Source organism: Pantoea sp. C1E2, assembly GCF_056491465.1.
Map to the genome: position 1 here is coordinate 864,853 of NZ_JBSZHT010000002.1, position 19,052 is coordinate 883,904.

A 19,052-nucleotide genomic window follows, 5' to 3' on the forward strand; every position below is an offset into this window, starting at 1 on the left:
CTACACTGTCGTTTGCGGCGGAGGTGGCGTCGCCGTATTCAATTGGAAACCAACGCTGCGATAGGCTTTATAGCGGTCGCGCGCCAGTTGTTTTAGGGATTCTTCGTAAGGTACGAAGTCTATCACTTCATGGAAACCAGTAGCAAAATCTGCGAACTGTGGCAGCAGGCTGATCAGCAGGTCACGCGGGGAACTGCCGCGACGCTGCGGCCAGGCCAGCTCCACCGGCGCGCCGTAACGCGGGCCTTCACCGGCCAGATTGTGCGGCACAAAAGCGTTGGCCGGGCGCTGCCAGAGTGCTTCATCCAGGCGATTGGCCTGCTCTTCATTTTCACAGGCAATCAGGATGCGTTTGCCGTCACGCCAGCGTGTTTCGGCCAGATCGCACACCAGTGCTTCGATGGCGCTAAGGCCGTCGCTGGCGCTTTCTGACTCCATCACGTAGAAAGTGGCGTTTTTCATGGCAAGCTTATTTCCATTAATGACAGTGGGGCGCATTGTGCGTGAGCAAGTTCGCTGCGTCCAATAATAAGGTCGCCATGAATGGCGACCCTACACACACCGTAGGGTGCGCATTTATGCGCACCGTTTCAATAGACGCACTCGGCTTTAATCGTCGCCGTTCAATCCTGCGCGGTTCAACAGGAACTGCGACAGCAGCGGAACCGGACGACCGGTGGCGCCTTTGGCCTTGCCAGAACGCCATGCGGTACCGGCGATATCCAGGTGCGCCCAGTTAAATTTACGGGCAAATCGCGCCAGGAAGCAGGCCGCGGTGATAGCACCACCCGGACGACCACCAATGTTTGCCATGTCGGCAAAGTTGGACTCCAGCTGCTCCTGATACTCATCCGCCATCGGCAGACGCCAGGCGCGGTCACCTGCTTGCTCGGAGGCGCTGATTAACTCGTGCGCCAGCGGGTTGTGGTTCGACATCAAACCGCTGACGTGATGGCCGAGCGCAATCACGCAGGCACCGGTCAGGGTCGCAACATCAATCACCACTTCTGGCTCGAAGCGCTCAACGTAGGTCAGCGCATCGCAAAGCACCAGACGGCCTTCCGCATCGGTATTCAGCACTTCAACGGTCTGGCCCGACATAGTGGTCAGCACATCGCCTGGGCGCATCGAGCGACCATCTGGCATGTTCTCGCAGCCCACCAGTACACCGACCACGTTGAGTGGCAGATTGAGTTCCGCCACCATGCGCATCACGCCATACACCGATGCCGCGCCGCACATGTCGTATTTCATTTCGTCCATCGAGTCGGCAGGTTTGATCGAGATACCGCCGGAATCGAAGGTCAGGCCTTTACCCACCAGCACAATCGGACGTGCTTCCGGATCGGTGCTGCCTTTGTACTCAATTACTGACATCAGCGATTCATTGTGTGAACCGGCCCCGACCGCCAGATAAGCGTTCATGCCCAGCTCTTTCATCTGCTGTTCGCCGATGACACGGGTAGTCACATTCTTGCTGTAAGCATCCGCCAACTGACGCGCCTGCGACGCCAGATACGCGGCGTTACAAATATTTGGCGGCATATTGCTGAGGTCTTTTGCGGCTCTGACGCCGGCGGCCACCGCTAAGCCATGCTGAATCGCACGTTCACCGCTGGTGAGTTCACGGCGTGTTGGCACGTTGAACACCAGCTTGCGCAGCGGACGACGCGGCTCAACTTTATTGCTTTTCAGCTGATCGAAGTTGTAGAGCGCTTCTTTTGAGGTTTCAACTGCCTGGCGTACTTTCCAGTAGGTGTTGCGTCCTTTCACATGCAGTTCGGTCAGGAAGCACACCGCTTCCATTGAGCCGGTGTCGTTCAACGTATTGATAGTCTTCTGAATCACCTGTTTGTACTGGCGCTCATCCAGCTCGCGCTCTTTACCGCAGCCGATCAATAGGATACGTTCAGACAGGATGTTAGGCACATGGTGCAGCAGCAATGTCTGACCGACTTTGCCTTCCAGTTCACCGCGACGCAGCAGGGCGCTGATGTAGCCGTCGCTGATTTTATCCAGCTGTTCAGCAATGGGTGACAAACGGCGCGGTTCGAAAACGCCTACAACAATGCAGGCGCTACGCTGTTTTTCCGGGCTACCGCTTTTTACACTGAACTCCATGCACTCTCCTGAATCTTAAAGACAACGGCCTTAGCTGTCGTTAGAATGTAGCGCGTTCGTAACCCATTATTTTTAGCGGCGCCATGACAATTTAACGCCGACAGTCATAATGAGATGTGGTGGCAATGTGTTGTTTTTTCACCACCCTAACGCGTTCGTCATACTATTTTAGCTACGATGACGGCCATTGATGAAGAAAAATGGCTGATAAGCGTTGAAACTAGCGATTTTCCTGCAAAAAGACAAGTTATCACAGGCGTACTAAGCGTGATCATCATTAGATATCTGGTTCGGGAAACGCTCAAAAGCCAGCTGGCTATCCTGTTCATCCTGCTACTGATCTTCTTTTGCCAGAAGTTAGTCAGGATTTTGGGTGCAGCGGTGGATGGCGAAATCCCAACAAATCTGGTTCTGACATTGTTAGGACTTGGCGTGCCTGAAATGGCACAACTTATCCTGCCCCTAAGCTTGTTTCTGGCGATTTTAATGACCCTTGGGCGGCTGTACACCGAAAGCGAGATCACGGTGATGCATGCCTGCGGCCTGGGGAAAAGCGTGCTGGTTAAGGCCGCGATGATCCTGATGCTGCTGACTTCCGCGGTAGCGGCAGTCAACGTCATCTGGTTAGGGCCATGGTCATCGCGTTATCAGGACGAAGTGACGCAAAATGCCAAAGCCAACCCCGGTGCGGCAGCGCTGGCGGCGGGCCAGTTCCAGACCTCCAGCGACGGAAATACCGTGCTGTTTGTCGAGAACGTGAAGGGCAACACTTTTGGGAATGTGTTCCTGGCGCAGCTGCGTCCGAAAGGCAATGCGCGCCCATCCGTTGTCGTCGCCGACAGCGGTCATATGGAGCAGCGCAAAGATGGCTCACAAGTGGTGACGCTGGATAAAGGCACGCGCTTTGAAGGTACCGCGATGCTGCGCGATTTCCGCATCACTGACTTCACCAACTATCAGGCGCTGGTGGGTTATAAAGAAGCCACGCTCGATCCGAATGATGCCGATCAGGCGAGCATCAGCGCGCTGTATCAAAACAAAACACCGCAGTTCCAGGCCGAGTTCCACTGGCGTTTAACGCTGGTGTTTGCGGTGCTGGTAATGGCGTTGATGGTAGTACCGCTCAGCGTGGTGAATCCGCGTCAGGGCCGCGTGCTGTCTATGCTGCCTGCGATGCTGCTGTATCTGATTTTCTTCCTGTTGCAGAGCTCGTTGCGCTCCAACGCAGCGAAAGGCAGGTTCGATCCTGCGATCTGGATGTGGGTCGTGAACTTTGCTTATCTGGCGCTGGCGGTGCTGTTGAACCTGTGGGATACGGTACCGATGCGACGCATTCGTGGTCGCTTTAGCCGTGGAGGATCGCTCTGATGTTTAAGGTCCTTGACCGCTATATCGGTAAAACCATCTTTAACACCATCATGCTGACATTGTTCATGCTGGTGTCGCTGTCGGGCATCATCAAGTTTGTCGATCAGCTGCGTAAAACCGGGCAGGGCGCTTACACCGCGCTCGACGCCGGTTACTACACGCTGCTCAGCGTACCGAAAGATATTGAGATCTTTTTCCCGATGGCGGCGCTGTTGGGTGCGCTGTTGGGTTTAGGGACGTTAGCGCAGCGTAGCGAGCTGGTGGTGATGCAGGCATCGGGCTTTACCCGTATGCAGGTGGCGCTGGCGGTGATGAAAACCGCGATTCCACTGGTGTTACTGACCATGGCTATCGGCGAGTTTGTGGCACCGCAGGGCGAGCAGATGGCGCGTAACTACCGTGCGCAGCAGCTGTACGGTGGATCGCTGATGTCGACGCAGAATGGATTATGGGCGAAAGACGGCCATGACTACATCTACATCGAACGCATCAAAGGTGACAATGAGATTGATGGCGTCAGCATTTACAACTTCACCGATCAGCGTCGTCTGCTGAGCGTGCGTTATGCTGCCAGTGCGACCTGGAACAAGGACAAGAAGTTGTGGCAGTTGTCGCAGGTGGATGAGTCCAACCTGAGTGATGCGAAGCAAATTACCGGTTCGCAAAGTTTGGGCGGTGAGTGGAAAACCAACCTGACGCCTGACAAGCTCGGCGTGGTAGCGCTGGATCCGGATGCGCTGTCGATTAGCGGCCTGTATAACTACAGCAAATACCTCAAGCAGAGCGGCCAGGTTTCCGGGCGTTATCTGCTGAACATGTGGGGTAAAATCTTCCAGCCACTGTCTGTTGCGGTGATGATGCTGATGGCGCTGTCGTTTATCTTTGGCCCGCTGCGTAGCGTATCGATGGGCGTGCGCGTGGTAACGGGGATTAGCTTCGGCTTCCTGTTCTACGTGCTTGACCAAATCTTTGGTCCGTTGAGTCTGGTGTATGGCATCCCGCCGATTCTCTGGGGCGTTATTGCCGAGCGCCGCGTTCTTTGCCATCAGCTTGTATCTGTTGATGAAGCGCAGTTAATGATGGTAAAGGGATAACCCGCAGCTATCACGAAAACCCATTAAAGCCGCCATCTCCATGGCGGCTTTTTTATTACTTCAATGTATGAATCAACGTCGGCAGCTGCGACAGCAGATACAGCACCAGGCCAATGGTGCCGCCAACCAGCGTGCCGTTAATGCGGATAAACTGCAGATCGCGCCCAATGTTCAGCTCGATCTGTTGCGACATGTCACGCGCATCCCAGCTCTTCACGGTATCGCTGATGTGGCGCGTCAGGAACTCTGCAAACTCCGGCGCGATGCTGCGGGCGGCATCTTCCAGATGCTGATTCATCGAGGTACGCAGCGCTTCATCCGCTGCCAGGGTTTCGCCAAACCACAGCGCTGCGAGACGCACACGCTCCTGCACGCGGGAATCTTCACTGTTGAGATCGGCCTTCAGCCAGCTACGCAAATCCTGCCACAGCTCGCCGATGTAGCGATTCAATGACTCATCCTCTTTCAGCCAGCTTTTTATCACCTCGGCGCGTTCGGCCATTTCGGGGTCGGTTTTCAGCTTCTCAATCAGTCGCTGCACGGCCCGATCAAAGCCCAGACGCAGCTCGTGACCTTGATTGATCGCCACTTCATCGAGAATCGAATCGACCGCGTTAGCCACGACGTCAGCACTGTGCTCACCCAGCCATTCGGTGGGCAGCATTTTAGCTTTGATGGGATGTTCCCGCTTCAGCCAGCGCACAATCTGCGCCGCGATAAACTCACGCGTGCCGGGCTTGTGCAGCAGGCGCAGCAGCTGTTGCACTGCCGCATCCAGCAGTTCCTGATGACGATTGTTTTTGGTCAGGCTATCCAGTAACAACGCGCTGGATTGAGTGAGATCGACCTTATCCAGTGCACGATGCACGGCCCGGCGCAGGAAGCGCTGGATGCGTTCATCATCCGTGAGATCAAGGAAGCCGCGCATCACCTGCAATAGATGGCGACCGATACGATCGGCATTGCCTGGCGTATTCAGCCACTGCGCCAGCATCTGCGAAGGATCGTGGCGGCGAATCAGCGCCAGCAACGAATCGGTATCGAGAAATTTCTCCTGCACAAAGCGGCCAAGATTCTCCCCGATGCGATCCTTATTGCGCGGAATAATTGCCGTATGACGTGAAATGAAGGGCACTGGCACGCGGCGAAATAGCGCCACCACCGCGAACCAGTCGGCCAGCGCACCGACCATTGCGGCCTCGGCAATCGCCTTCACACCGAGCACCCAGAAGTTGGGCGGCAGAAATAGCGTCACGACAAATGTTGCCGCCGCCACCAGCAGCAGCGACAGCGCGAGCCGCTTGCTCCGTTTGAGTTGTTGATATTTATCCATATACCCATTTTAGCAGAGAGGATTGCACAGGGCTTTGAAGGGGCAGCCTGATGACCGCCCGAGATGCGATGAGGGCAAGTTTATCGACGACGACCGCCCATCAAACTCCCTAATACGCCGCGAATGATTTGATTGGTCACCTGACGCGCCGCGCTTTTCGCTACGCTCTGCACCACGCCATCGCGCTTGCCGCCGCGCGGACCGGTGGTGCCAAACAAAATGTCTTTCAGCCCTCCGAGAATGCCGTCATCGACCTCGACATTATTCCCTTTAGCCTCCGGCGCATTGGCCTGCTGCGGCGCAGCCTGCACGCCTTTTTGCAGCATCTCAAACGCAGATTCGCGATCCACTTCGGTGTCGTATTTACCGTACAGCGGGGAGTTGTTGATCAGGCCGTTGCGCTCATCCTGCGTCACTGGCCCCATGCGCGAACCAGGCGCAATCACCATCGCACGCTGCACCATCGACGGGCTGCCTTTTTCATCGAGGAAGGAGATCAACGCTTCGCCGGTGCCCAGCGCCTGAATGGCTTCTACGGTATCGAACGCCGGATTGGCGCGCATGGTTTCGGCGGCACTTTTCACCGCTTTCTGATCTTTCGGTGTAAAGGCGCGCAGGGCGTGCTGCACGCGATTGCCCAACTGGCCGAGCACATTGTCGGGAATATCGGACGGATTCTGCGTGACGAAATAGACGCCAACGCCTTTAGAGCGAATCAGGCGGATCACCTGTTCTACTTTCTCCAGCAGCACCGGCGGCGCATCGGTAAACAACAGATGTGCCTCATCAAAGAAGAACACCATCTTCGGTTTGTCGAGATCGCCCGCTTCGGGCAATTGTTCGTACAGCTCCGCCAGCAGCCACAGCAGGCTGGTGGCATAGAGTTTCGGCATCTGATACAGCTTCTCAGCGGAGAGGATGTTGATGAAGCCTTTGCCTTCGTTGTCACAACGCATCCAGTCACGGATATCCAGCATCGGCTCGCCGAAGAAGTGCTCAGCGCCTTGCTGCTCCAGCGCCAGTAAGCCGCGCTGAATTGCCCCCACCGAGGCGCTGTTAATGTTGCCGTACTGCGTCTGGAAGGATTTGGCGTTATCGCCGATGTACTGCGTCATGGCGCGCAAATCTTTGAAATCCAGCAGTAACAAACCCTGATCGTCGGCGATGCGGAAGATGATTTGCAGCACGCCCGATTGCACCTCATTCAGATTGAGCAACCGTCCCAGCAGCAGCGGGCCAAGGTCGGAAACCGTGGCGCGCACCGGATGGCCTTTCTCTGCAAAAATATCCCACACCATCACCGGATTCTTCTGTGCCTGCCAGTCGGTGACGCCAATCTTCTCCAACCGCGCCAGCAGCTTTTCCGAGCCTTCACCAGCGGTCGCCACGCCAGTGAGATCGCCTTTGACGTCGGCCATAAACACCGGCACACCGATGTTCGAGAAGGATTCCGCGATCTTTTGCAGCGTCACGGTTTTACCGGTGCCGGTGGCGCCGGTGATCAAACCGTGGCGGTTCGCCATATTGGAAAGCAGGGATAACTGGATGTCGGGCGTTTGAGCAATCAGCAACGGGGTGGTCATATTTTTTCACTCGCAGGCAACAGGTTATGCCAGAAAGAATAGCAAGCGATGCGAGGGGAAGGATGAAGATTGTACTGAAAGTGTTGATGGGGGAAGCCATTCCCCCATCAACAGGATTTACTGCTTCTGCACCACATCAAAGAACAGCAAACTCACACCAATCCCTTGCTGCACATGATTGACGTTGTTCCGCACCGCCACCTGCTGCGCGCCCTGCAGCATCACCACAAACGGGGAATTCTGCTGCACAGTATTTTGCAGGTCGGTGTAAAGCGCGCGGCGTTTGGCGGCATCACTTTCGCCCGCTGCGGCACGTGTCTTGGCGCTAAGTTCAGGGATCTCCCAGCCGACACGCCACGCCAGCGTTTTTGAGCCGCCCGGCACGTTGTAAGCAAAGGCGCTGGCATTGGTATTCGGGTCAACGTAATCCGCACCCCAGTAGATAAAGATCGACTGGAAATCGCGGCCGCGCATCTTGCTCCACAGCTCGGATTCCGCCACCGGCTGCAACTCAATCTGCACATCCGCTTTGGCAAAGCTGGCCTGCAGCGCTTGGGCGACATCAATGTACGGCGGCTGATTGATCACCGTCAGCGCAAACTTGCTGCCCGGTTTAATCCCGCCTTTGGCCAATATCGCTTTGGCTTTGGCCACATCGTAGTGGAACGGTTTGTCCTCCAGCGCGCCGTCAAAGCCCTGCGGCAGGAAGCTTTGATGAATGCGGTACTGACCTTTCAGCAAATCTTGTGAGATGGACTGATAATCCACCAACCAGCGCGCCGCTTCCCACAGAGCCGGATTACCCAATGCGGGCTGCGCTTTGTTCTGCGTATTGAAGCCAAGGTAATACACCAGGCTCGAAGGGAACGCCGCAATGTGCAGGTTTTTATCACTTTTCAGTGCATCAATCTGGTCTGGACCGAGCTGATAAGCCACATCCACATCACCTTGTTGGATCAGCAGGCGACGCGCACCGGCATCGGCGACACCTTTCAGCAATATACGCTTCAGGTGTGGCTGCGGATTGGCTTGTGGGTTGGCGCTCAGCACCAGCGCCTGCTGCGGCACATACTGCTGGATAGTGAACGCGCCGCTGCCTGCCGTATGGGTGTGCAGCCAGCCATTACCCAGATCGTTATTCACCGCATGCTGCTGCACGGTTTTGCTATCCACCACCGAGGCCACTGGCGCGGTGAGCAGACGCAGCGCCAGATCCTGACCAATCTGCGCGGGCCACTGAATCTCCAGCTGATGGTCATTCAGTACTTTGAACTGGCTGGCGATGTTTGCCGTGGTCCAGCCAAACTCGGCGAGAATGAAAGAGGGGGCTTTGTTCAACTGCACAGCACGCGTCAGTGAGAAAATCACATCCTGCGGCGTCACCGCATTGCCGCTGGAGAAGCGGGCACCCGGTTTAAGGTTAAACACCAGGCTGTGCGGCGTACTGCCACTTTGCCAGGATGTCGCCAGCAACGGAGCCAGTTTCTGTGGCGTATCGCGTTCGGCCTGCACCAGCGTTTGGTAGATATTGCGCTGCACGCTGTTGCTGACGGTTTCAAAACTTTCGGCGGGATCAAAACTGATGATGCCATCCAGCGGTACGGCAACCACTAACGTGTCTTTCGGCGTGGCGGCCTGCAACGCAAACGCGCTGCCCCACAAGGCGAGGAACAAAATCAATGAACGCATTTATTATTATCCTGAGTGATAGATTAATCGACTCTATCGCTGCTGCCGCTCAGGCAAAATGCCAGTTTGTTCTGAGCTGTGCCGGAAATTAACAAATGATAACATCTGGCGATTATTTCGCTTATTTTGTGCGCCGCCTGTCATTTCCAGGAAATAGATCGTTCATGTACTGGTCAATTAAGTAAATAAAATGTTATTAATGAGAATAATTCTCTTGTATGGAAGTATGATTTATTTTTATCGATTGAATTGGGCGATTATTTCTAAGTGCGATCATTTTTGGTCGTTTGCCCATCATGAATTGCTAAAAACACAGCATTTGTACGGTTAAAAGTCCAATTCCCGCCTCGAAAGCCCTTTACCTGCCCTTAACCTAAATTCAACATCATGATGGTTTCTCATCAAAACATATCCATATACTGATTTTTACATTCAGAAATATCTATATCCCTAAGATTGCCAGGTTATTTACCGATTTATAAAGCCATTAACAAAAATAATTATCTTTCTTAGCAAGTGAGAGTCGTCGCGCCATGCTTCTAAATAAACCGACCACCAGACGTAAGTTTTTGCTTTGGGTCGTTATTGGCTTTGCCATTAAGCGACCTGGTATTTAAGGGATTAACTGCGGCGCAAGCTGCGGAAATGGCAGCACCGGAACTCGCCGATTACAAACCGATCTTTTTCAGCGCTGAGGAGTGGCAGTTTATTCTGGCCGCGACCGATCGTCTGATTCCGGCGGGTGGTAAGGGCAAAGCGCCTGGTGCACTGGAAACAAACGTGCCGATCTTTATCGATCAGCAACTCCATAGCCCTGAATTCGGTGGCGAAATTTACATGCAGGGTCCGTTTGATGTGCATGCGCCAGCGACCATGGGTTATCAAATTCCCTTCACACCACAACAGATCTATCAGGCCGGTATCAAGCTGGTGGAACAGTGGACGCAGAGCACTTACCAGAAGTCATTCCATGAACTGACGCTGGAAGAGAAAGATGCTGTGCTGACCAAAGTGAACAAAAACGACGGTATCGACTTTGCCGCACTGGGCGAACCCAACCTGAAAGCCTCACAGTTCTTTGGTCAACTGCTTGCAGATACCAAACACGGCTACCTCGCTGACCCGATGTACGGCGGCAACAAAGGCATGAAAGCCTGGATCGCCATCGGCTTCCCAGGCGCACGCGCCAGCTTCACCGAATGGGTGAAACAGCACAACGTGCCGTACCCGCTGGGACCGGTCAGCCTCCTGGGTGAGCGCGCGTAAGCCCACCCCCGTATTTGGTATGTGAGACAGGATTTAACATGGCACAGATTACAAAGAAAGAAGTCGACGTCGTCGTTTGCGGCCTCGGCTGGGCCGGCTCGTTGATGAGCATCGAGTTGGCAATGGCCGGGCTGGAAGTGCGTGCGTTAGAGCGCGGTGGCGAGCGTGATTACCCGGATTTCGCTTACCCGAAACCGGCTGATGAATACGCTTATAACGTCCGTAATAAAGTGTTCGCCACACCGAAAGAAGTGGCGGTCACCGTGCGTTACAACATGAACCAGACTGCACTGCCGACCCGTAAATGGGGCGCGTTCGCTCCGGGTACCGGTGTCGGCGGCGCAGGTATGCACTGGACGGCGGTACTGATTCGTCCAACGCCAACGGATATCAAGCTGAAGACTTACGTCGATGAGGCGTACAAGCCAGGCGTGTTGCAGGAAGATATGCGCGTGATGGACTTCCCGTTCACCTGGGAAGAGATCGAGCCGTATTACTACAAGTTTGAACTGATCTGCGGTCAGTCGGGTAACACCGGCAACCTGCGCGGTCAGATTCTGGAAGGCGGTGACCCGTTTGAAGGTCCACGTTCTGAGCCTTATCCGCTGCCCGCGCTGGAAGACACGCTGAACAACGTCATGTTCAAAGAAGCGGCAACCAAGCTCGGTTATCACCCGTTCCCGAACCCTTCTGCGTGCGTATCCCGCGCGTGGAAAAACCCGTACGGCAACCAGATCGCGCCTTGTAACTATTGCGGTTACTGCTCGAAATATCCGTGCCTGAACTACTCCAAAGCCTCGCCGCAAACTGCGGTAATGGATTCACTAAAGCGTATGCCGAACTTCTCTTATGAAGTGCACGCGGAAGTGGTGAAAGTGGTACTGCATGATGACCAGAAGACCGCGAAAGGCGTGATCTACTACGATGTGGATGGCAACGAAGTGTTCCAGCCGGCCAAAATCGTGGTGCTGTCCAGCTTCCAGCTATACAACGTGCGTTTGATGCTGCTGTCCGGTATCGGCAAGCCGTATAACCCGATCACTGAAGAGGGTGTGGTAGGCCGTAACTATGCGTTCCTGTCCAACGGCGGCGCGACCCTGTTCTTTAAAGACAAGAACTTCAACTCCTACGCCACCGCAGGCGCCACCGGCCAGATGTTCAACGACATCTCACCAGGCAACTTCGATGGCCCAGGCCTCGGCTTCCTCGGCGGCGCGAAGATCCACAGCTCGCAAGCCACCGGTACGCCAATGGCCGCAGCACTGCCAAAAGGCACGCCAGCCTGGGGCATGGGTTACAAAGAGGGTCTGGAAGAGTGGTACAACCATTCCATGAAGATCAGCATCACGACCACCTGCCAGTCGTATCGCGATATCTATCTGGATCTGGATCCGCACTACACCGACCATCGTGGCCAGCCGCTGTTGCGTATGACGTTCAACTGGAAAGAGAACGAACTTAAGCTGCAGCAGCATCTGAAAGGCATCGTTGGCAATATCGCCAAAGAACTGAACCCAGACAACATGAGCATGAGCTTCCTGCCGATGGGCGCGGACTTTGACCTCACCAAATACGTCTCCACCCACAACGTGGGCGGCGCGGTGATGGGCGATAACCCAAGAACGTCTGCGCTGAACAAGTACCTGCAGAGCTGGGATGTGCATAACGTGTTTGTACCGGGCGGTAACGCCTTCCCGCAAAACTTCCAGGCGAACCCGACCGATACCATCGGCGCGATTACCCTGATGGCGGCGCAGGCGATCAAAGAACACTATCTGAAAAACCCAGGTCCATTGGTACAGGCATAAGCACATGAAATTAAAATCATTGTTAATCGCTAACGCCGTGCTGCTGGGAAGCTTTGCGGTACAGGCACACGCGGAAGATGACGCCGCGCTGATTAAGCAGGGTGAATATCTGTCACGTCTCGGCGACTGTATGGCGTGCCATACCGTGTCGGGCAAAGCGGATTACGCGGGTGGTCTGGCGATTGAGTCGAATCTCGGCACCATCTTCTCCACCAACATCACGCCGGACAAAGAGCACGGCATCGGCAACTACAGCGAGCAGCAGTTCTCTGATGCGGTGCGCAAAGGCGTGTTGCCGGACGGTTCACGTCTTTACCCGGCAATGCCGTACCCGGATTACGCCAAAATCAGCGATGAGGACATGCACGCGCTGTATGTCTACTTCATGAAGGGTGTGAAGCCAAGCAGCGAGCAGCCGGAAGAGACCAAACTGAGCTTCCCGTTCAGCCAGCGCTGGGGCATGCGTTTCTGGAACTGGGCATTCACCTCTGATAAGCCGTTCCAGCCGATTGGCGGCGCGTCTGAAGAAGTGAATCGCGGTGCTTACATCGTGGAAAGCCTCGGTCACTGCGGCTCCTGCCATACGCCACGCGGCCTCGGCATGAACGAGAAAGCGCTGGATAGCGGTGACGATAAGTTCCTTGCTGGTGGCAGCCTGAATAACTGGGATGTGCCGTCGCTGCGTGGTTTGCCGCGCTGGAGCGAGCAGGAGATCGTCGATTACCTGCAAACCGGTCGTAACGACAAAGCCGCCGTGGGCGGTGAGATGAAGTCAGTGATTGAGCACTCCAGCTCGCACATGACGGATGCCGATCTGAAAGCCATTGCTTCATACCTGAAGTTCATTGGTGGCAACCCGCCGCTGCAGGCGTACAACGTGCAGAAGCAGCAGGCAACGGAAGCGAAACTAACCGCAGCGAAAAATCTGACGGAAGGCGAGCGTCTGTATATCGATAACTGCGGTGCCTGTCACTTTGTGACCGGTAAAGGCGCGCCAGGGATCTTCCCGGAGCTGGATCAGGCCACCATTGTGAATGCCAACGATCCTACTGGTTTGATCCACACCATTCTTGCCGGTGCGCAGCAGCCATCGACCGAGAAAGCGCCGTCCACACTGGCGATGCCGGGCTTTGGCAAGCGTTTGACGGATGATGAGGTGGCGCAGCTGGCGACCTTTATCCGTCAGGGATGGAGCAACAATGCGTCAGCGGTGACCAAAGATCAGGTCGCTGATGTACGCAAGACGTTGAAAGCAGAGTAAATCGGGTGCGGCCTTCGGGCCGCACTTTCTTTAATGAAAAGTCCGTACCACTTCTAACACGCCGTTAATCAAAAACTGCACGCCCATACACACCAGCAAGAAGCCCATCAACCGCGAAATCGCTTCAATACCGCCTTTACCGACCAGCTTCATAATGGCGCCAGAACTGCGCAGCGAAATCCACAAAATCACAGCCACCGATAAGAAGGTCAGCACCGGCGCCACGTTCACCACCCAGTTGGGAAAATCGACGCCCGCTTTTACGGTGGAAGCCGAACTGATGATCATCGCGATAGTACCTGGACCTGCCGTGCTGGGCATCGCCAGCGGCACAAAGGCGATATTCACCGATTCACTTTGTGTATCCGTGGCGTCGATTTCATCCTTTTTATGCCGGGCTTCGACAGAATGGCCGACGGGTTTCGCCGGAAACAGCATGCGAAAACCGATAAAGGCGACGATCAATCCACCCGCCATGCGCAGGCCCGGAATCGAAATACCGAAGGTGTGCAGCACCGCATTCCCGGCGTACCACGCCACCATCATAATCAGAAACACGTAGATCGAAGCCTGCATGGCCTGGCGATTGCGTTCCTGGAAATTCATGTCTCCCGCCAGTCCGAGAAACAGCGCCACCGTGGTCAGCGGGTTGGCCAGTGGCAACAGCACCACCAATCCCAGCCCGATGGCTTTAAACAGTTCCAGCATGGTTTTCCCCGAGTTCCAATGGCACCGCGACGCGCTTTAAAGGTGCGTCGCGGCACGATTTAGCGCGCTTGTGCAAAATGCATCAATGTTTTGGCGTCTCTAACGCTTCCAGCAGCTCCGGGAAGAAATCTTCCAGCAGCTCGGGCGTCATCAGCTCTGGGTAGCTTATCAGGTGCTCGCGAATGCGTTCATTGACGTCGGGCAGTAAACGCTCTGCGGCTTCGTTGGCGGTGATTTTCTTCTGCTTCATCAAACGCAGCACGTCATCCGGCAGGTTATCCTCATCCTCGACTTCATCCACGCCTTCCAGATCGTCCAGCTCATCCAGCATATCCATCAAGGCTTCGATTTGCGGGGTGCGAGACTGATATTCAGACGGATTTTCGTTTTCCAGATAGCGCAGCAGTGCGCGCACTGGCGAACCATCGGGTTCTGCGGGAGGCTCGCTGGCAAACCAGTTCAGGAGATCGTGCTGCGTCACCTGATGGACGTGATAGCCATTATCGACCAGCTCATCGGCAAGGATATCGGCAGTATCGTGCTCAATCAGGCAAATGTGGGTGCGATTAGGCGTGAACTGCTCCAGCCACTGGTAAATCTCTTCAATCACGCTGTCATCGTAGCTGAAGTGGTGGCTGAGATAGCTGTCATCCTGTTGATGAACGCTGATGTGAATCAGGTCGGGATCGAAGTAAATCGCAATATTGATGCCTTTCATGCGCGCTGTCCTGTGTGGTGCAAAATCTCACTATAGCGTCAGGCAGCGCAGATGAACATGACAACGCCAGCAGCACGCGCTACTGGCGGTAAAAATTAACGCAAATCAGCACGATCCAGGCCGTAAGCGCTGTCCAGTGCCCCCGGTGCCATCTGTGACAGAATCATCAGGCGGTTCCAGGTATTGATGGCAGCAATCTTGAAGGTCAGCTCACTGATTTCGCCTTCAGAGAAGTGTTCACGCACTTCACCGTACAGCGCTTCATCCACACCGTGTTCACCAATGCGGGTCAGCGCTTCGGTCAGAGCAAAAGCGACTTTCTCACGTGCGCTGAACAGCGGAGATTCACGCCAGATAGAAACGTGGTGCAGACGCAGTTCGCGCTCGCCATCAATTTTCGCCTGCTTCACATGCATGTCGAGGCAGAAGGCACAGTGATTGAGCTGTGAAGCGCGGATATCGATTAAGTGCTTCAGTGACTTCTCGAGTGCGGTGTTCGCCACGGTGTTAGAGAAATCGGACATGGATTTGGCCAGTGCTGGCGCGGTTTTAAAATGGTTAACGCGTGAAGTCATGATGTTTTCCTCATTCAAAATAAGCGGTCAATGGCTTGCAGAGCCTGGGGTAATGCGGTTTCGCGGCTGACGGGATCGTGCGTGCCGTCCACGCGGATAAATTCCACATCGGTGATGCCGATGTATTCGAGTGCCACGCGGATGTAAGGCGTGAACTGGTCATCCTGCACAAACGGGCCGTGGGCAAACACGCTGCCGCTGGCGACCACGCTGTACACCTTCTTGCCGCTCACCAGACCGACTTTGGTGCCTTCCGGGGTAAAGGCGAAGGTGCGTCCGGCGCGGGTGATATGGTCGAACCAGGCTTTCAGCACCGACGGCAAACCGAGGTTCCACATTGGCGATGAGATAACCAGGGTGTCGCAGGCGAACAGCTGATCCACCATTTTTTCGGAAGTCTGAATGGCAGCACGTTGTGCATCGTTACGATCCTCCGGGCGAGTAAAGAACGCGCCAATGGTGAAGGCATCCAGGTGTGGCAACGGATGCTGCGCCAGATCCAGTACCGTCTCTTCCACATTGAGATGCTGGGCGCGAAGTTTCTCCACCAAACGCGCCGAGGCGCTACGTGAGGCCGATCCAGCCAGATCCGGGCTGACCTGAATGTGCAGCAGTTTCATAAATTTTCTCCCTCAGCGAGATCGCGATAAAAGTGCAGTCCCAACGCGTGGTAACCAACGCGTTGATAAAATTGTTGTGCTCGTTGATTGCTTAGTGCGGTGTCGAGCACGATGCGCCCGCAGCCTTGATCTCGTGCTTGCTGCGCCAGGCCGTGCAGTAAAGCTGCTCCTAAACCCTGACTGCGAGCGTTGTCGCAGGTCACCAAATCATCGATGTAGCAAAAGCGGCCATGAATAAAGTTCTCCAGCAGGCGATAGCCCGCCAGCGCCACTGGTTTGCCATCCTGTTCGAAGCCCGCCAGTCGATAGCCCTGTGCTTGCTGGCGCAGCGCCTGCGCAACAAAGGCATCTTCATCCGTCAGCTTGAAACGCAGTTCGCGCATCAACGCATAGCAGCGCGCCAGTTCGGTGGGTGTTTGGTAATGAACAATCTTCATGGCGGCCTGTGAAGGATTATCGGGTTGATGGGAGCATCTTAAACTTCTATGTCGAAGGGAAAAGGGTCAATATGATGGAAAACAGGTAGGACATGATTATGTTGCTGAGTGGTGCTCTCACTTTGCGGGGGCAAATTCATGTACACCTCATCGTGATGAAGGAAGACAGATGGGCTACAAAGAAATTTACGCTCGCTATCGCCAGCAGATCCTGGAAGGGCGCTTAAAGCCGGGCGATCGGGTGCCCGCGATCCGCGTGTTAGCCAGTGAACTGCAGGTGGCGCGCAAAACTGTGGAGGCGGCCTACGAGATCCTGATTGGAGAAGGGTACTTTGTCAGCCAGGGAGCGAAGGGTACGCGCGTGAACCCTGCGCTCAATCTTGGTGAAGCTGCTGTTATCTCCACTGCGCCACCTTCCATGCGGCTGGAACATCCGGTGATTGAAAGCAAAGGCGAGCTGCGACTGGGCATTCCCGCGCTGGATGAATTTCCGCATAAGAAATGGCTGCTGATCTCAGGAAAGGCGGCGCGCACGTTGCGGCCTGATGAAATGATCATGCCCGCCATCATGGGATACCAGCCACTGCGTGAGGCGATTGCCAGCTACCTCAATATTTCGCGCGGACTGAACTGCCAACCAGAGCAGATTTTTATCACCACCGGTTATCGCGCCAACCTGCGGTTGATCCTTTCAGTACTGGCCCATCCTCACGACAAAGTATTGTTTGAAGATCCGGGTTATTTCTTTGGTCAGAAACTGCTGAAGCGCATCGCACCGAATCTGCACTATGTGCCGGTGGATCGTGAAGGTCTCGACGTGGATTTCCTGCAGCGTTATCACTCAGACGCACGCTTTGCGGTGGTGACGCCAACGCATCAGAGCCCGCTTGCAGTGACGCTATCGCTGCCTCGTAAGCATCAGTTACTGGAGTGGGCACAGCAAAATAGCAGCTGGATTATTGAAGACGATTACGACGGCGAGTTTCACTACACGCGCAAAGTGATTCCCGCCCTGAAAAGCCTGGATGTGCACGATCGGGTGATCTACACCGGCACCTTCAGTAAAACCATGATGCCTGCGATGCGCGTGGGCTATCTGGTGATGCCGCAACAGACCATCGAACGCTTCAGCGAGCTGGGTGAAATACTCGAAACCGGTATGCCGTTGTTACCGCAAAAGATTCTCGCGCAATTTCTTAATGAAGGGCACTTCTATCGCCATATTAAGAAGATGCGCATTCTGTATCAGCAGCGCCGCCGCATGATGCTGGATGCGCTACAACACTGTTTCCCGCAGCTGTTTGAATTTGAACTCACTGACGGCGGTATGCATATCGTCGCGTTCCTGCGGCGAGGTATTCAGGATGTAGCGCTGGCGGAGATCTGGCAGCGTCATCAGTTGCGGGTGTTACCGCTTTCTGGCTGGTACACGCAAACCCAGAAACGCTACGGGCTGGTGATTGGCTACACCAATATTCAATCGTTTGAGCAGGCGGTGGATGTGCTGGAGAGGGTGGTTGAAGAAACTAAAGTGTTGATGAGTTGATTGGCTGATTGGCTGATTGGCTGATGGGCCGTAGCGGCGCAATTTATTGCGCTCCCCATCAATACTGAATAAGACGCGAGGGACAGCTCGCGCCTTATTCACGGTCACTTCACCCATCATCCTGCCGGTTGCAGAACTGCGGCGATCGAGAGACACCCGATGTGTTTCAATGCGGGGGAAAGAAAGCCATTAACGCACCTGCAACCCGAAGTAGGGTGGTAATTACATGCCGATATACTTCTTGCCCTGCTTCAGCACCACGTCACAGGCTTTAGTCTTCACTTTCTCACCCATAGGCGAATTGCTCAGGCTCTGCAGGTTCAGCTGCTGACCGTTGCCGGTGTTCAGCAAACCTTGCAGACCCTGCTGGTAATCGGTTTTCTGTTCTTGCGCGGCAGGGCTGCTCAGACCGAGCTTGCTCAGTACCTGATCCTTGACCGATGAGACGTTGTTATCCACCACGTTATGCTGCACGCAGTAAGACATCACGCCTGCGGCGTTGGTCATGCTGTTGGAGCTGACCGCTTTGTCACCGCCATTCAGTAAACCGCTCAGCGAAGAGAGCGACAGACCGCCGTTCTGCGTGTTGCTGGAGGTGGTAGAGCCGCTGTTCTGCTGAGACAGCTGTGATGCTGCGCTACTCAGCTGATCCTGCCAGCTCGCCGCCGATGCACTTCCTGCTGCCAGTGCCGCCGCGATACCCAATCCCAAAATGATGCGTTGTGTTGCTTTGTTCATCTCAACCTCTTTGTTTTATACATCTGACGCTGTCAGTTTTGGTTAAGAGAGGCGTAAGCACAGAAAGTTCCGAAGTGGTGGGAGTTTGGGAATGTTCTGGAATCTGCACAAGAAAGCGCCTGAAAGGCACTCGCGCTGCCGTGTTTGCCCCTCATAAACGGCGAAGTGCTGGTTTTTTCAACGCTTA

16 protein-coding genes and 1 pseudogene are annotated in these 19,052 nt (G+C 54.9%); 6 read left to right on the top strand and 11 right to left on the bottom strand.

What is annotated here, in order from left to right; all coding sequences use genetic code 11:
- Both ACXI0A_RS04190 and pepA read right to left on the bottom strand, forming a co-directional pair.
- Positions 1 to 462, bottom strand: a complete 462-nt coding sequence (locus ACXI0A_RS04190; protein WP_058971041.1) for a DNA polymerase III subunit chi — start codon at positions 460 to 462, stop codon at positions 1 to 3.
- Between the two features lie 147 nt (positions 463 to 609).
- On the bottom strand, positions 610 to 2,121 hold the full coding sequence (gene pepA / locus ACXI0A_RS04195; RefSeq protein WP_034826455.1) for a leucyl aminopeptidase: 1,512 nt from the start codon (positions 2,119 to 2,121) through the stop codon (positions 610 to 612).
- A gap of 267 nt (positions 2,122 to 2,388) precedes the next feature.
- Between pepA and lptF the strand changes: the two genes are divergently transcribed.
- Both lptF and lptG read left to right on the top strand, forming a co-directional pair.
- Positions 2,389 to 3,489: an LPS export ABC transporter permease LptF gene (gene lptF, locus ACXI0A_RS04200; RefSeq protein ID WP_224932353.1), complete on the top strand. Its 1,101-nt coding sequence runs from the start codon at positions 2,389 to 2,391 to the stop codon at positions 3,487 to 3,489.
- Positions 3,489 to 4,566: pseudogene (gene lptG / locus ACXI0A_RS04205) on the top strand (LPS export ABC transporter permease LptG). Before lptF ends, lptG begins: the two are co-directional and overlap by 1 nt.
- Before the next feature lie 72 nt (positions 4,567 to 4,638).
- Here the strand turns inward: lptG and ACXI0A_RS04210 are convergent.
- The 3 genes from ACXI0A_RS04210 to ACXI0A_RS04220 all read right to left on the bottom strand — a co-directional run bounded on the left by ACXI0A_RS04210 (position 4,639) and on the right by ACXI0A_RS04220 (position 9,188).
- Entirely contained in the window at positions 4,639 to 5,916 is a 1,278-nt protein-coding gene (locus ACXI0A_RS04210; RefSeq protein WP_476150226.1) for a DUF445 family protein, read from the bottom strand.
- Between the two features lie 80 nt (positions 5,917 to 5,996).
- Positions 5,997 to 7,499 carry a helicase HerA-like domain-containing protein gene (locus tag ACXI0A_RS04215; protein WP_476150224.1) on the bottom strand — a complete coding sequence of 501 codons (1,503 nt, stop codon included), beginning with the start codon at positions 7,497 to 7,499 and terminating at the stop codon, positions 5,997 to 5,999.
- Positions 7,500 to 7,616: 117 nt separating this feature from the next.
- Entirely contained in the window at positions 7,617 to 9,188 is a 1,572-nt protein-coding gene (locus tag ACXI0A_RS04220; protein WP_476150222.1) for an ABC transporter substrate-binding protein, read from the bottom strand.
- 645 nt (positions 9,189 to 9,833) lie between these two features.
- Here ACXI0A_RS04220 and ACXI0A_RS04225 point away from each other — a divergent pair.
- Genes ACXI0A_RS04225 through ACXI0A_RS04235 form a run of 3 tightly spaced genes read left to right on the top strand, consistent with a single transcriptional unit; the run spans position 9,834 to position 13,523 of the window.
- A complete protein-coding gene (locus tag ACXI0A_RS04225; protein ID WP_479485188.1) occupies positions 9,834 to 10,454 on the top strand; it encodes a gluconate 2-dehydrogenase subunit 3 family protein in 621 nt (206 codons plus the stop codon).
- Between the two features lie 38 nt (positions 10,455 to 10,492).
- On the top strand, positions 10,493 to 12,262 hold the full coding sequence (locus tag ACXI0A_RS04230; RefSeq protein WP_100704468.1) for a GMC family oxidoreductase: 1,770 nt from the start codon (positions 10,493 to 10,495) through the stop codon (positions 12,260 to 12,262).
- A 4-nt stretch (positions 12,263 to 12,266) separates the two neighbouring features.
- Entirely contained in the window at positions 12,267 to 13,523 is a 1,257-nt protein-coding gene (locus ACXI0A_RS04235; protein WP_476150219.1) for a c-type cytochrome, read from the top strand.
- A gap of 30 nt (positions 13,524 to 13,553) precedes the next feature.
- Here ACXI0A_RS04235 and ACXI0A_RS04240 read toward each other — a convergent pair whose 3' ends face one another.
- The 5 genes from ACXI0A_RS04240 to ACXI0A_RS04260 form a co-directional block, all read right to left on the bottom strand.
- On the bottom strand, positions 13,554 to 14,231 hold the full coding sequence (locus tag ACXI0A_RS04240; RefSeq protein WP_224932364.1) for a MarC family NAAT transporter: 678 nt from the start codon (positions 14,229 to 14,231) through the stop codon (positions 13,554 to 13,556).
- Positions 14,232 to 14,313: 82 nt separating this feature from the next.
- Positions 14,314 to 14,949 (bottom strand): Mic1 family protein, encoded by a 636-nt coding sequence (locus ACXI0A_RS04245; RefSeq protein ID WP_224932365.1) that lies wholly within the window; start codon positions 14,947 to 14,949, stop codon positions 14,314 to 14,316.
- A gap of 95 nt (positions 14,950 to 15,044) precedes the next feature.
- Positions 15,045 to 15,524 carry a carboxymuconolactone decarboxylase family protein gene (locus ACXI0A_RS04250; RefSeq protein WP_034826422.1) on the bottom strand — a complete coding sequence of 160 codons (480 nt, stop codon included), beginning with the start codon at positions 15,522 to 15,524 and terminating at the stop codon, positions 15,045 to 15,047.
- A gap of 14 nt (positions 15,525 to 15,538) precedes the next feature.
- Positions 15,539 to 16,144, bottom strand: a complete 606-nt coding sequence (locus tag ACXI0A_RS04255) for an NAD(P)H-dependent oxidoreductase (protein ID WP_476150217.1) — start codon at positions 16,142 to 16,144, stop codon at positions 15,539 to 15,541.
- Positions 16,141 to 16,581, bottom strand: coding sequence for a GNAT family N-acetyltransferase (locus ACXI0A_RS04260; protein WP_476150216.1), 441 nt, complete (start codon positions 16,579 to 16,581; stop codon positions 16,141 to 16,143). Before ACXI0A_RS04260 ends, ACXI0A_RS04255 begins: the two co-directional genes overlap by 4 nt.
- A gap of 169 nt (positions 16,582 to 16,750) precedes the next feature.
- Between ACXI0A_RS04260 and pdxR the strand changes: the two genes are divergently transcribed.
- A complete protein-coding gene (gene pdxR, locus ACXI0A_RS04265) occupies positions 16,751 to 18,127 on the top strand; it encodes a MocR-like pyridoxine biosynthesis transcription factor PdxR (RefSeq protein WP_476150214.1) in 1,377 nt (458 codons plus the stop codon).
- 222 nt (positions 18,128 to 18,349) lie between these two features.
- Here pdxR and ACXI0A_RS04270 read toward each other — a convergent pair whose 3' ends face one another.
- Positions 18,350 to 18,865 carry a DUF2501 domain-containing protein gene (locus ACXI0A_RS04270; protein WP_476150212.1) on the bottom strand — a complete coding sequence of 172 codons (516 nt, stop codon included), beginning with the start codon at positions 18,863 to 18,865 and terminating at the stop codon, positions 18,350 to 18,352.
- Positions 18,866 to 19,052: the final 187 nt, after the last annotated feature.

Excerpts from the sequence above, each read along its gene's own strand:
- ACXI0A_RS04260 (WP_476150216.1), bottom strand. The coding sequence starts at position 16,581 with ATGAAGATTGTTCATTACCAAACACCCACCGAACTGGCGCGCTGCTAT.
- pepA (WP_034826455.1), bottom strand. The coding sequence starts at position 2,121 with ATGGAGTTCAGTGTAAAAAGCGGTAGCCCGGAAAAACAGCGTAGCGCC.
- ACXI0A_RS04215 (WP_476150224.1), bottom strand. The coding sequence starts at position 7,499 with ATGACCACCCCGTTGCTGATTGCTCAAACGCCCGACATCCAGTTATCC.
- ACXI0A_RS04240 (WP_224932364.1), bottom strand. The coding sequence starts at position 14,231 with ATGCTGGAACTGTTTAAAGCCATCGGGCTGGGATTGGTGGTGCTGTTG.
- ACXI0A_RS04255 (WP_476150217.1), bottom strand. The coding sequence starts at position 16,144 with ATGAAACTGCTGCACATTCAGGTCAGCCCGGATCTGGCTGGATCGGCC.
- ACXI0A_RS04220 (WP_476150222.1), bottom strand. The coding sequence starts at position 9,188 with ATGCGTTCATTGATTTTGTTCCTCGCCTTGTGGGGCAGCGCGTTTGCG.
- ACXI0A_RS04245 (WP_224932365.1), bottom strand. The coding sequence starts at position 14,949 with ATGAAAGGCATCAATATTGCGATTTACTTCGATCCCGACCTGATTCAC.
- ACXI0A_RS04230 (WP_100704468.1), top strand. The coding sequence starts at position 10,493 with ATGGCACAGATTACAAAGAAAGAAGTCGACGTCGTCGTTTGCGGCCTC.
- ACXI0A_RS04210 (WP_476150226.1), bottom strand. The coding sequence starts at position 5,916 with ATGGATAAATATCAACAACTCAAACGGAGCAAGCGGCTCGCGCTGTCG.
- ACXI0A_RS04225 (WP_479485188.1), top strand. The coding sequence starts at position 9,834 with ATGGCAGCACCGGAACTCGCCGATTACAAACCGATCTTTTTCAGCGCT.
- ACXI0A_RS04250 (WP_034826422.1), bottom strand. The coding sequence starts at position 15,524 with ATGACTTCACGCGTTAACCATTTTAAAACCGCGCCAGCACTGGCCAAA.
- pdxR (WP_476150214.1), top strand. The coding sequence starts at position 16,751 with ATGGGCTACAAAGAAATTTACGCTCGCTATCGCCAGCAGATCCTGGAA.
- ACXI0A_RS04270 (WP_476150212.1), bottom strand. The coding sequence starts at position 18,865 with ATGAACAAAGCAACACAACGCATCATTTTGGGATTGGGTATCGCGGCG.
- ACXI0A_RS04190 (WP_058971041.1), bottom strand. The coding sequence starts at position 462 with ATGAAAAACGCCACTTTCTACGTGATGGAGTCAGAAAGCGCCAGCGAC.
- ACXI0A_RS04235 (WP_476150219.1), top strand. The coding sequence starts at position 12,267 with ATGAAATTAAAATCATTGTTAATCGCTAACGCCGTGCTGCTGGGAAGC.